Source organism: Paenibacillus sp. J2TS4, assembly GCF_018403245.1.
In the GTDB taxonomy this organism is placed as follows: Bacteria; Bacillota; Bacilli; order Paenibacillales; family NBRC-103111; genus Paenibacillus_L.
In genome coordinates this window covers 76,438-89,088 of the sequence record NZ_BOSH01000009.1, presented here as the reverse complement: position 1 = coordinate 89,088, position 12,651 = coordinate 76,438, and the positions used below count along the sequence as shown (strand labels likewise).

11 protein-coding genes, 1 pseudogene and 1 other annotated feature are annotated in these 12,651 nt (G+C 43.2%); of the genes and pseudogenes, 8 read left to right on the top strand and 4 right to left on the bottom strand.

Features of this window, described 5'->3' with window-relative positions; all coding sequences use genetic code 11:
- The first annotated feature begins 444 nt into the window (after positions 1 to 444).
- From KJS69_RS18975 to KJS69_RS18960, 4 genes are all read left to right on the top strand, one after another.
- Positions 445 to 813, top strand: a complete 369-nt coding sequence (locus tag KJS69_RS18975; protein WP_213585358.1) for a hypothetical protein — start codon at positions 445 to 447, stop codon at positions 811 to 813.
- Positions 814 to 1,067: 254 nt separating this feature from the next.
- Positions 1,068 to 1,220: a sequence feature (16S ribosomal RNA rRNA prediction is too short), on the top strand.
- Between the two features lie 73 nt (positions 1,221 to 1,293).
- Positions 1,294 to 1,653, top strand: a complete 360-nt coding sequence (locus KJS69_RS30290; protein WP_374706676.1) for an RNHCP domain-containing protein — start codon at positions 1,294 to 1,296, stop codon at positions 1,651 to 1,653.
- 231 nt (positions 1,654 to 1,884) lie between these two features.
- Positions 1,885 to 2,583, top strand: a complete 699-nt coding sequence (locus KJS69_RS18965; protein WP_249730612.1) for an aminoglycoside adenylyltransferase domain-containing protein — start codon at positions 1,885 to 1,887, stop codon at positions 2,581 to 2,583.
- Between the two features lie 199 nt (positions 2,584 to 2,782).
- The gene (locus KJS69_RS18960) at positions 2,783 to 3,469 is read left to right on the top strand and encodes a phosphoribosylaminoimidazolesuccinocarboxamide synthase (RefSeq protein ID WP_213585356.1); all 687 of its coding nucleotides are present in this window, start codon (positions 2,783 to 2,785) and stop codon (positions 3,467 to 3,469) included.
- 94 nt (positions 3,470 to 3,563) lie between these two features.
- Here the strand turns inward: KJS69_RS18960 and KJS69_RS18955 are convergent, their stop codons facing one another.
- Positions 3,564 to 3,881 (bottom strand): hypothetical protein, encoded by a 318-nt coding sequence (locus KJS69_RS18955; protein ID WP_213585355.1) that lies wholly within the window; start codon positions 3,879 to 3,881, stop codon positions 3,564 to 3,566.
- A 221-nt stretch (positions 3,882 to 4,102) separates the two neighbouring features.
- On the opposite strand from KJS69_RS18955, the pseudogene KJS69_RS18950 reads away from it, so the two are divergent.
- The 4 genes and pseudogenes from KJS69_RS18950 to KJS69_RS18935 all read left to right on the top strand — a co-directional run bounded on the left by KJS69_RS18950 (position 4,103) and on the right by KJS69_RS18935 (position 7,447).
- Positions 4,103 to 5,083: pseudogene (locus KJS69_RS18950) on the top strand (HD domain-containing protein).
- 81 nt (positions 5,084 to 5,164) lie between these two features.
- Entirely contained in the window at positions 5,165 to 5,887 is a 723-nt protein-coding gene (locus KJS69_RS18945) for a class I SAM-dependent methyltransferase (RefSeq protein WP_213585354.1), read from the top strand.
- Between the two features lie 173 nt (positions 5,888 to 6,060).
- Entirely contained in the window at positions 6,061 to 6,459 is a 399-nt protein-coding gene (locus KJS69_RS18940) for an HIT family protein (protein ID WP_213585353.1), read from the top strand.
- 157 nt (positions 6,460 to 6,616) lie between these two features.
- The gene (locus KJS69_RS18935) at positions 6,617 to 7,447 is read left to right on the top strand and encodes a helix-turn-helix domain-containing protein (protein WP_213585352.1); all 831 of its coding nucleotides are present in this window, start codon (positions 6,617 to 6,619) and stop codon (positions 7,445 to 7,447) included.
- A 198-nt stretch (positions 7,448 to 7,645) separates the two neighbouring features.
- Here KJS69_RS18935 and KJS69_RS18930 read toward each other — a convergent pair whose 3' ends face one another.
- From KJS69_RS18930 to KJS69_RS18920, 3 genes are all read right to left on the bottom strand, one after another.
- Complete coding sequence (locus tag KJS69_RS18930; protein WP_213585351.1) at positions 7,646 to 8,719, bottom strand: stalk domain-containing protein; 1,074 nt, start codon at positions 8,717 to 8,719, stop codon at positions 7,646 to 7,648.
- Positions 8,720 to 9,158: 439 nt separating this feature from the next.
- Positions 9,159 to 10,769, bottom strand: a complete 1,611-nt coding sequence (locus tag KJS69_RS18925; protein WP_213585350.1) for a response regulator transcription factor — start codon at positions 10,767 to 10,769, stop codon at positions 9,159 to 9,161.
- A 4-nt stretch (positions 10,770 to 10,773) separates the two neighbouring features.
- On the bottom strand, positions 10,774 to 12,576 hold the full coding sequence (locus tag KJS69_RS18920; RefSeq protein ID WP_213585349.1) for a cache domain-containing sensor histidine kinase: 1,803 nt from the start codon (positions 12,574 to 12,576) through the stop codon (positions 10,774 to 10,776).
- Positions 12,577 to 12,651: the final 75 nt, after the last annotated feature.

Genomic DNA, 12,651 nt, shown 5'->3' with positions numbered 1-12,651 from the left:
GAGACGGTTTCTTTATTCTAACGGATATGGATGACCGTTATTTGAGAAAATCTCCTAATTTCGCATCATTTTCTCCGCTTAGGGTCATTGGTGTCCATTACGTTTTCGAAAAGCCCCTTTTGGGACGGATAAGGGTCCCCGATGTCCGTTGTAAAAACTGAGGTCTGCTCCATGATCTTCGATTTTGTGAATAGCGATTTCGAGTTTCGTATGCAGACCGACTTATGAGACGGCCCCAAGTTTCGACGGACGACGTCCATTCTCAAATCATAAAAGACTTCAGCAAAAAGAGTTTTGTTGGAGTCTTTTTCATATTTCGGTCAAACCAATCCGCCTATCCCGTATAATAGGATTAACACAGGATGAACCCGTTCAATCCATGCTGCAAATCGGGAGTTCCGACCGCGAAGCAAATTGAAATTTGAAAGGAGGATTTATGAACAATTGGATAATGAAGTGAAAGCCGTTTTTTTGGATGCGGGCGGTGTTCTTTTCGATACTTTTTTTAAAAGTGATGAAAGAATCAGCCATTTAATGACGGGAAGAGGCTTTTCCCAATCGAAGATTGATATGGCGGTTATTAAGGCTAATAAGTATAAGCAAGCTTTTTTTGATAATCATCATTGGATTTCAAATTGGAACGAAGAGGAGCAATTCTGGAGAAATTACTATGGAATTGTTGCACAAGAACTTGGGGACGCCGAACTGACAAATGAACTGCTCTTCTTTACCCACTTTGCCGCCCATATTAAAGCGACTATTGTTCAAATGCAAAGAGCACGAAATCCTTATGGTGCAGCTCTTTGCGGCTAAAGATAAATTCGAATTTTATAAGAAGTTTGGTTTTGAAGAGCGTCCCATGGATAACCGGGAATGAGATGGATCCATAGGAAATAGTTTAAAGAGTTGAATATCGGTACTCACAGCTTCTGGTGCGTCGGTCCGTTTTTTTATTGGTATAATGTTCTCGAGTGGCATGAGGGGAAAGGTGTGCTGCGTATGGTAGTCGTCAATTCGATCCAAGAACTATAGGGGACGAAGCCAAAGTCAGTGACTCCAGACAAAAACCTACTGGTGGAAGGTGGGGGAGACCCTGTCTTACAGTGGCTGAGACAATTTTTCTAAACTCAGTCGTGGTCCGGATTTGCAGATGAAATAAGCTGCAATGAAGCTGGAACCAGAAGTAATCGCAGGTTCTAAAGATTTGCGGTGAATCGGTCACTCGTCTGGCGGAAGCCTGAGGCTCATCTTTGATGAGAAGAATGGAACGGAACCCTTATTCCAAACAGATCTATGTATTTTCAGATCTGGGAGGAGAAGGACTTGAGTCGAGAAGCACAAAATCAATCATTTGTTTGCAAGCATTGTTGTAAACATGTACATGCTTTGACTAACGGAAGCTACAGGAACCACTGTCCATACTGCCTGTATTCCATGCATGTGGATATTCAACCGGGGGACCGGAACCAAACCTGTCATGGTTTGATGAGACCCATCGGAGTCATTTTCAACTCAAAAAAAGGAATGCAGCTTCTACACGAATGTATGAATTGCGGTGCTAAAAAAGCAAATGTCATCGCTCAAAACACAGTACAAGAAGATAATTATGAGCTAATCCTTCAATTGATAAAACATCATAATTCTATGAATTAACAACTCATACTCCTCATGCCACGGATAGATAATGTTCGTTTTATACACTGATGTTATCGGCACCCACAGATTACGGTCGAACCGATTAGTTACCGATTGAATCCGGAATGGCGCCATATCGCGCCGATTGTGTTTACAAAGATATCCTCGTAAGGTGGGATTGTTCTGAAGCTACCCGTCGATTTAGACCGCATAGTTCAGTTGATCAGGAGAGAGATATCAGACTCCCTAGTGGGCCTGTATCTGCACGGTTCCATGGCCATGGGATGTTATCATCCGGACCATAGCGATATAGATTTGCTAGCGGTCATTAAGGACAAGCAGTCCAAGGAGACTTATAAAAGAATAGCAAAACAGCTTATGGCAGAAGAGGAGAGACTGGGGGTCAAGGGGATTGAGTTCAGTATTGTATTGGAGTCTGTTGTCCGATGCTTGGTTTACCCTACCCCGTTTGAATTTCATTACTCACCGTTTCATAGAGGGAGATATAAAGCAGATGAAAACTATTTTTGCGGCAATTCCGAAGATCCGGACCTGGCCGCTCATTTTGGCGTGACCTATCAGCGAGGAATTTGCCTTTACGGTAAACCAGTCCGTGAAGTATTTAAGCCCGTGGATAGGAGATACTTTCTTCAGTCGATAAGATCTGATGTGGATGAAGCTTTAAAGGAAATCGTCAACGAACCGGTATATTATGCTTTGAACTTATGCAGGGTTCTTCTTTTTCTGAAACTGGGGATGATCGCCTCCAAGAGAGAGGGCGGCGAATGGGCCTTGAAGGCTTTGCCATCTGAATACGCGATTGTGGCGGATCAATGCCTGGCCCAATATAACGGGCATTGCGATAAGTTAGAGCTTAGTCAATCACAATTAGTCGATTTCGCAAAATACATGCTGGAGAGAATTGAAAACGCTCTGTCCCTGCAGTAAAGTTAGTCTAGTCTCGGGCACGAACCGTAAGAATTGATCCAATGTTTTATCCAGCGCTTTGGCAATGGCGATATGAACCAAGGTTATGTCCATGATATAAGAAATTTTTATGGGGGCTCCAAATGAATGAAAATTGGAGCAGCCTGCAAATCATGATATATTTATAAGTATAAATTTGTTGTCAGAAAGGATCGTAACCATGAAGCATATCTACACAGGTAAAACGAAAGATGTCTATGCCTTGGATAACGGGAACTATTTGCTTAGATTTAAAGATGATGTGACCGGGGAGAATGGCGTATTTGATCCGGGGGCCAATACGGTTGGGTTAACTATGGAAGGGGCCGGCAAAGCGGGCCTTAGATTGACCAAGTACTTCTTTGAACGGTTACAGGAAAAAGAAATTCCAACACACTATGTAGAAGCTAATATTGATGAAGCTACCATGACGGTCAAGCCGGCTACGGTATTTGGCAAAGGACTGGAGGTCATTTGCCGGTACAGAGCGGTAGGCAGCTTCCTTCGCCGCTACGGTCTATATGCCGAGGAGGGACAAGCCTTGGACGCTTTCGTCGAAGTCACGCTTAAGGATGACGAACGTCAGGACCCGCCGATCTCCGAGGATGCGCTCGATATGCTCGGGATTCTCTCTACAGCGGAATACAAGGTGTTGAAGGAGCTAACCCAGTCCATTGCTAATGTAGTCAAAACCGAACTGGCTCATAAAGGAATGGAGCTATATGATATCAAATTGGAGTTTGGCCGAGTCGGGGATGACGGTCAAATCGCGCTTATTGACGAGATTTCCGGCGGAAATATGAGAGCTTACAAAGACGGCAAGTATGTAGAGCCGTTAGAATTAACCAGATTAATGTTAGAAGGCTAAAACAGCTATATACTTGACCAAAACGCGAGACGCGAGAGAGGAAAGTCCGGAATGGAGACTTTCCTCTTAATTTTGGAACCATGCGTAATTATTTTTAATTAAGTTTTTTAAGGAAATCATCAGTGTTTTTATTTTTATGAAATTGGATATGTTCATGATAACGTTTGCTGAATCTTTTGTACTGAATCGGACTCAGTATGATTGGAATAATAAATCCAATTCCGATAAGTAATAGTGTCCACTGGAGATCTATGCCTCGGGATATTAATACTAGCGCTGCAATCAGAGAGGCAAATAATGCTCCGCATAGTCCCAAGCATAGGGCAAAGACCATTTTATAAATCAACTTTTCCTCGACTTTCCTCCAAAATTTTAAATAGACCTTTTCGTTTTCTGGTCCATATTTATTCAACCATCCCGCCCCCACACCATATTTATCCATCCAAACTCTAATTTTAATGTAGGCTTTACAGTTAGTCCAGCCATCCATCGAACAAGAACTAGCTACGGAAATTCATTTAAAATATATTAGAGCCTATTTAAGAGTAAGAGCCTTTGTTTAGAGGGTTTTTAAGGACGCTAATAGAATGGATAACAGAAGCCAGTGAACTTGTTATTCAAGGGGGGAGTATCTTGATAGTAACAGATACAATTTATGGGGAATATAGCATAGATGGGCTTCTTGAAGAATTAATTACCAGCAACCCGGTACAAAGACTAAAAGGTGTTTACCAAGGCGGGGCAAGTTATTTAGTTAATGAAAAGTGGAGTGTTACAAGATATGAACACTCCATAGGTGTAATGCTATTAATTAAAAAATTCGGCGGCTCCTTAGAGGAACAGATAGCAGGATTGCTTCACGATGTATCGCATACAGCATTCTCACATGTTATTGATTTTGTGCTTGAAAATAATGATGAAGATTACCACGAAAAAATTTATCGCTCTATGATTACTGACTCTGAAATCCCTTCTATCCTTAGAAGATATGGATACGATTATAAAAAGATACTCTTAAACGATTCTAAATGGAAATTACTCGAACAACCAGCTCCTGAGTTATGTGCGGATAGAGTAGACTATACTTTGCGGGATATGTATCATTATGGCAGCATTACCTTAGAAGAAGTTATTAATTTTATCGACAATATAATAATAATAGATGGAACAATGTACCTGAAAAATATAGAAACGGCTGAATGGTTTGTCAAAACTTACTATAAAGAGGTTATTGATTTTTTTATGAATCCTCTGAATGTTTACGGCTATGATTTCTTGGCCAAGACTTTAAAATTAGCATTGGACAAAAATATTATTAACCTTAATACGTTGCGCGGAACGGATTAAGAAGTAATGCACTTGTTGCGTTTATCTGAAGACCAAGAAGTAAAAACTCTTTTGAATCAAATTCATCGAGGTGTAAATGTAAAGGAAGCTAAAAGTGAATATGATTTGCACCGCAGGAATAAAGTGAGACTTATTGACCCATCTGTTCTTTATGAAAACAAACTAATAAGTGCCTCTAAATTATCTGAGGATGTTAAACGCATGAATGAAAAGGCCAAGGAGAAAGCCGAGAACGGGATGTATGTAAAAATAATTTCAAATTTATAACCGGGTCTAACAGCAGTTTCTTTCAACAGCGCATTGGCGCATCGGAAGCTTCTCTAAAATGACTATTTGGGGGATGCACCAATGAAGAAATATTATTATGAAGAGCATGAAACGACTTACCAGAAAATCAAGAGAAACCACCTAATGGCCTGGGACCAATTCCATGATCCCGAGAAATATAACTTTGACCATTTTATGATGAGACCTTTCCTGGAGAAAGCCTTAGATTTGATTAATGTTAATCCCGCAGAGACAAAGGTGTTTGAATATGGATGTGGAACGGGGGCGGGAGCATGTTTTTTAGCTGCAAGAGGATTTGTTGTCGATGCTATTGATATTTCACCGACGGCTATTGAACTGGCTAAGAAGATAGCGATCGATCGCAATTTAACCATTAATTACTGCAAGCAGGATTTGTTGGAACTGACCAGCTTGCAAGAGGAATATGATCTTGTATTGGATAACTATTGTTTACAAAGTATTGTAACGGATGAGGATCGATCTAAGCTTTTTACTGTAATCCAAACAGGGTTGAAGGACTCGGGTTATTACATCCTCGCATCAGCCATGTATAATGACAAGCGTTCCTATGATGGTGACACTTATTATGATCAAGATACTGGAATGGTATATGATCGTATATCATCGCCGGAGCAATACGATGAAGCCGTTCAAATCCATAATGAATGGTGGATACCTAATAGAAGGCATTTGAAGAAGGAAGCTCTAAGAGAGGAACTAACCAGAAACGGCTTTAACATTCTATTTCAGGAAGACGGCAACATCATTTGCCGGAAGAAGTGATTATGGAAGGGGAGATTATGAGGAAGAGCAGATATCATTGATCAAAGCAAGATTTTATATCCCCTTTGGAGGTTTCGGACGATGGCTGTTATAGGGTTTGTACGGACCATTTAATTTAGTTATATGAAATATTTGGAAAAGATAGAGTTATCGGATAAAAAGGGGGAAGAGGAATGGACTGCATATTTTGTAAAATCGTCCAAGGGGAAGCTAAATCATGGAAAGTATATGAAGATCAGAGGGCATATGCCTTTCTTGATATTAACCCCGTCAGTGAGTATCACACCCTAGTGATCCCTAAGAAGCATTACGAAAATATATTTGATATTCCTGAAGATGAATTAATGAAAGTGATGACGGTTGTTAAGAAGGTAGTTTCCTTGTACAATCGTAAGCTGGGAATCAGCAATGTTCAAGTGGGTAATAGTTCCGGAGCTGAAGCACAGCAGGATGTGTTTCATTTGCATTTTCATATTGTTCCCAGATCCAAAGGTGATCAGCAAGATATTCAATGGACAACTCATAAGGAATGGAGAACGAGGTTTGATGACTTATTATCCAAATTGCAGTAGCTGCCTACTAAAAATCAAGAGGTATATTCAGCACAAATTGCCCCGTCGTCACAAAAAACTCAACTCCCGGTTGAGTTTTGCGCAAGATCAAATAAGAGGTTATTGTGCGCTCCCGACAACCTTAATAAACTGGAAGTGATGAAGGAGCGTGAAAAGAATGAAAGATAAGCTTGCCCGAAATATAAGCATATATCGCAAAGAAAAAGGATTAACCCAGGAGGGACTTGCCCAGAAGCTTGGGCTGACGTATCAGGCGGTTTCCAAGTGGGAGAATGCCCAGACGATGCCGGACCTGTCCCTGCTGCCGGCGCTGTCCCAGGTGCTGGGGGTCAGCATTGATAAGCTGTTGGGGTATGCTTTTCAGGATAAGAAAATTTCAATTTACGAAGAGGAATATAAGACTTCGGACTATTATTGGGGATTGGAGCCGTCCCAAATGTGTTACCGGGTTCTGGAACTTCTGCCGCCTACCCGATATTTAAGATTGCTGGACATTGGCTGCGGAGAAGGGAAGGATGCCGTGTTTTTCGCCCGCAACGGCTATGAAGTCACAGCACTCGATATTTCTGATGCCGGCCTGGATAAGACGAAAAGGCTCGCCGAAAAGATAGGAGTATCCATTAAAGTACTAAAAGCCGATATTTTGGATTTTCGCCTGGACTCCAAATTTGATATCCTCTTCTCCAGCGGGGTTCTGCATTACATCAAGCCGGATTATCGGGAAGAAATATTCAGCAATTATAAACAATTTACCAATACGAATGGGATTCATGTTTTTAATGTGTTTGTCAATAAGCCCTTTATTGCTCCCCCTCCTGAAAAGGAGCCTAATGCGTTCAAATGGCATTCCGGCGAATTGCTCGGGTATTACCATGACTGGCTTATTCCCGATAGCTCCGAGGTTGTGTTTGATTGCAACTCGTCGGGCATTCCCCATAAGCACGCCATGACGAAAATGATAGCTCAGAAAGTTTCTGAGGTTAAATAAACAATATAAGTCTATTTCGGCGGTCCTTGCCTTTAATAAAAGAGAAGGGGGTTGCCCGATTTGTGCGAAAAAACCAACCGCAGCGCTCATCAAGGTGAAGTGACCCCAATTGTTGGACAGCATCTAACATTGGAGGTGCAGTTCAAGGGACGGTTGGTTTTTGTTTTCTGCAGCAGTCTGTTTAAGGACAAATCGGGGCTATTCTATTTCAACGTGAAAGGCGGAGGGGGTACGGGTATTCATTAATCGGTCTTCCGTAATGAGCTCATGGCTTCCTTGTAACGAATAACTTACATCACGGGGCATCTCCAGCGACACCCTGTAGCGCCCGGATTCCAAGGGGGCTCCATCCTCGTCCACAGGATTCCAGGGAATAATCAATCTATATCCGGATAAACTCGGCATAGCTCCTTCGACGGAAGGCAAGGCTTCACTATAAACGAGGTCCGCCGGCTGCTCTTGCTCATCCAGCTTGTAGACGTTAAATTGCCACTTAAATTTGTTCAGGATGATATTATACTCGCTATTATTATCGAAGATGACTTTGAAAGGAGCTATTTGATCCGCCTTGATATGCCCGTCGTCTAATGAATTGGGAGGATACAGGGCCGCAACGATCCCGCCTTCCAGGAACATCGGCGCTTCTTCATAGCGGAACAACTGCATCCGATCACGTACCTTGATCTGGTACGAACCGATATCGAGTTTGTCGTCGAAGATAATACTGGTCAGGAAAGAACGGGTCTCTTCGGCCTGAGGCGGACGAATGTCTGAATCGACGATATACACATATTCTGAGCTCCCCCTTTGTAGTCCGCTTCTATCCAACAGCACGATCTCGATTTGTTTGTCGTTCAGCTCTTTATTCACCTTGAACGTACCCGATGAAATGATGGCGGAGCCGTTGGAGATTTTGCCCCTATCCAGTTGCTCGATGGATATGTAGCCTTCCGGATCGCGCAATTCTTCGCCGTATTCTTCCGACTCGTCGAATATGCCGATTTGATGCACGTACTGGTTCGCAGGAGAAGCCGCTTCGTAGGTGACCTTTGCTCCCATGGCTTCGGCAAACGCACGCAAAGGAATATAGGCCTGGTTGTTGTAATTGATGATTGGTTCTGCGTCAGTACCATCGATCGTTCTGGTCATCTCTTCGCTGTGAATCTGAACTAGACTAGGAAACAGATAAGCCTGAATCGAATCGGAGGCGGCCACTGCCGTTGACATGGCGAGAGCTGCACCACATAGGAAGCCGATAATAAATTTCTTCATTTGAACCCTCCTCGTATAAATAAAATATTAAACTTATACCTATTTAGACGATGTGTGGATTGTTTTTGTTCCTGTTTCTGGGAAGTGTCAGATTGTACATAGTGATTTCCAGTTTAAAAGTCCGGTGAAACATGCAGCAAACTAAAATGACTCGATTTTTGGCCTCTGTGATGGAAGCAGCTATTTGAAATGCACAAAGACATGCAAAACTGCATGTCCGTTTGCGAAAATCCGCTAAATATCGAAGAAGACATGCAAAAGTGCATGTCATTCCCCATCAAAAGAGAAAAACAGGCGATATAGCTAAATCCACCTGCACATTTGCATGTCATTAGCTGATTTGAGTAAAAACCTCACCAAAGACCTGCATTTTTTCAGGTTCTTGTAGCTTTTTCACCCGACTTCTTTCAAGTGACGAAAAAAGAAATCCATTCTATCCCTAGTGAGATTGGAATCTCATTCTGTAATCGTTAGGGGGCATTCCGCTAAAGTTTTTAAACAGCTTGTTGAAGTAGCTTTTATTATCATAGCCTAATGAATCCGCTATGTTGTCGATGCTGCGCGTTGACTGGTCCAGTAACTCTTGGGCCTTCTCCATCTTGGAGCGAATCACATATTCGATGAAATTTTCACCGGTTTCCTTCTTGTACAATCGGCTGAAATAGCTGGGGTTAAGGTGCAAATGCTTGGCGACTTCTTCCAAGGTTACTTTACGGTGCAAATTCATGGCGACAAAACGCTGCGCTTCCCATATCTCCAGTCTATTAGGCTGACCGTATAATTGACTGGTGAAGGCAATCGCTTCCTGCAGAAAATCAATAATGACCGCTCGCAGGGCGTAGATGTTTTCGATATCGAGGAAGATCCGATGCAGAACCTCCTGGGAGTACAGGGTGCGAAAATGCTGCATACTTTTGAATTTGATCTGCAGGCTCAGGATCATTTTGAGAAACCATTCCTTGACCACCTCCGGGTTATAATGGTTCTGCCTGATCCATTCGAGCCAGTGGTCGACCTCCGCTTCAATGGCCTCTGTTTTTCTTTCCAACACAATTTTTTGAAATTGCTCAACGGCAGCCGTGTAGTGCAAGTACAGGTCGTCCGCAGCATAAGGGAACGGACGATGCTTGTAAATGGAGCCGTATTCCTTATAGAAGCGCTGCTCCTTGCTTTTCATCAGGGTGAGAATGTTATCTTTTAATGGTTTAAAGGAAGCATTCAGGTCTCCCAACACAAAGGACAGATGGATTTTCAAATATTTGTTCAAGGCAAACTGAATTTGCTTCAAGCTTCGGCGAACGACATCGAAGTCGTTCACCTTCAGAGAGTTGGAGCTGTCGAATAATAATAGAATCTCCTGCATCGACAGACGGAACAGGACGGTTCCTTCCTGGGGCTCCAGAATTTCTTCAACGACATTCTCTACGGCAAAAATACAACTTTCCTCCGATATAAATTTGCTCCGGGCTGTCCGGTATTCGTCGACATAGCCGAGAACGGGCATATAAGGCCGCTGCTGCAGCTGTATGCTGAACTGCCGGGCTTTCCCCAGCCATTCCGCCTCGTCCCACACCGGGTTGTATAAGGTGGAGCGAATGAATTGCTCCTTCATAATTTGCTTGTGGGAATGAGGAAGGAGAGGTGCTTCCAGAGGCATCTGAGAAGCTTCTTTATTGGCCTGCTGCTGGAGCCAATCTTCCAGCAGATGGACGACGGTTTCCGATTCGATCGTTTCTTTAAGTAAATAATCATGCACATTAAGCTTAATCGCTTGCTGCGCTAACTTAAAATCGTCGTGGCAGGATAAAATAATGACCATGACGTCCGGGTTGATTTCTTTGGTCAGACGGATCAATTCGATGCCGTCCATTAGCGGCATTCCGATATCGGTGATCAGAAGGTCGGGAGGCTCCTGCTTTACATGCTCGTAGGCCTTCAAGCCGTTCTCGAATAGGCCGGCAAGCTGTAATTGCAGCCTGTCCCATGGAATCGTTTGCTGCAAAAACTGCAAGACCGGAATATCGTCATCCACCAGCATTACTTTCAGCATAGATTTACTCCTCCTTTACCCTTGGGATGTAAAGTGTAATTTGCGTGCCTTGTCCCGGCATGCTTTCGATTTCGATATTGAACCGATTCCCATAGATTAATCTCAACCGGTCATACACATTCTTGACACCGATTCCCGAGAAGGATTCATCCTCCTGCTGCTCGGGATGGATAGGCTGCTTGAGATTCTCCTTCAATCGGTTTAAGCGCTCCGTATTCATTCCTGCACCGTCGTCTTCAATTCGGATGGCCAGCTCGTCCGCTGCGATTCGGGAGAAAATTCGAATCGTCCCCTTTTCTTGATTAAAGCCGTGAATAATGGCATTCTCGATCAGCGGCTGCAAGAAAAAGCGGGGAACCTTCTCATAAAGCGTCTCCGCCAGCAAGTTAATCTCCCATTTAAGCGTTCCATGATGCCGGAAATTCATCAGCTTCATATAACTGACAGACGTGTCCACTTCTTCCTGGAGAGTAACCAATTCATCCTTCTGACTAATGGTCATTCTTAGCAATTTTGCCAAAGAGCTGATCAAGGCGGCGTTCTCCTCATCGCCCTTGAGCCATATTTTCATCCGGATAGAATTAAGGATATTAAATAAAAAATGAGGGTTGATTTGCGCCTGCAGCATCTTAAGCTCCGCTTTCCGTTTAAGGGTTTGCTCCAGCGTGATTTGCTCGATCATATGCTGAATTCGCCCCAGCATTTGGTCAAAGGACCGGCCCAGCCTTCCAATCTCATCCGGTCCCCGAATCCGTGAGCGTACATCGAGATTGCCGGATTCAACCTCGGAGGCGATCTGTCCCAGACGGACAATCGGCTTCGTAAATTGGCGGACTAAATAAACAAGAATCATTAGAAAGACGGAGAAGAACACAATTTGCAAAAAAACGTTCGTTCGTAAAATTTGATGGACCTGGCCTAAAGCGGTATCATAGGGAGTCATGCTGAGAAGATACCAGTCGGAATAAATTGTTTTGTTAGCGACGACCAGGTATTGCTTTCCATTCAAATGAATGAATTGACTGCTGTTCTCGCCTTCAGGAAGTGCTTGGCTATGAGCAAAGGGCTGTCCGATTTGCGATTTATCCGCATGGGATAAGATGATGCCGGAGCCGGTTAGCAGCAGCTTCTCACCTTCCGCCCGATCATTGGAAAACACTCGGCTAACCTGGCTTTCGCTAATGCTTATAATAATATAACCGTATAGTTCGGAAGAGAAGGTTTTGATCGTCCGGACTATGGTCATGAATTTTTCATTCTGTTTGTGCTCGGATTCAATATAGGCCGGATGGGCCCCGACCCAGAAGGTGCTGGAAGCCGGGAAATCCGGGAGCTCGGCAAACCAAGGCTCTTCAAAAAGACCGACAGGGTCGAATTCAGAATAAGGATAATTCGTATAGTTCGTGCCGTCCGGCAGCAGGATGGTAATATAGGTTTTTTCATCGGGAAAAGAGATATTATCCAGCTTGGCTGTAATTTTTTTGCGGCTTTCAAATAACTCTATCTCGTCCTGGACCAGATTTAATCGATGTTCGTTTCTTCGCTGCATGACAATGGACCGGATTTCGTTATCGAACTGGATGAAGTTGGAGATATAGATCATTTTATTGATTCGGTTCTCAATATACTGTTCTATAACCTCCAGAGTCTCGGAGGCCGTTCGGACCGCTTCCTCTTTAAGCACCTTCTTGGAAGTGTAATCGGAGAGGCTTAATGTAATAATCGTCGGAATGACGAGACATAGAATGGAAGACAGGATGAGCTTTTGGCGCAATGATTTTTTTCGGTACAGGTTCGTTAATCGCATTGACTTCCAAAGCTCCTTTAACTGCATAATTCTCTATAATAGTAAATCGCTATCATAATATACATAAGGGAGCAG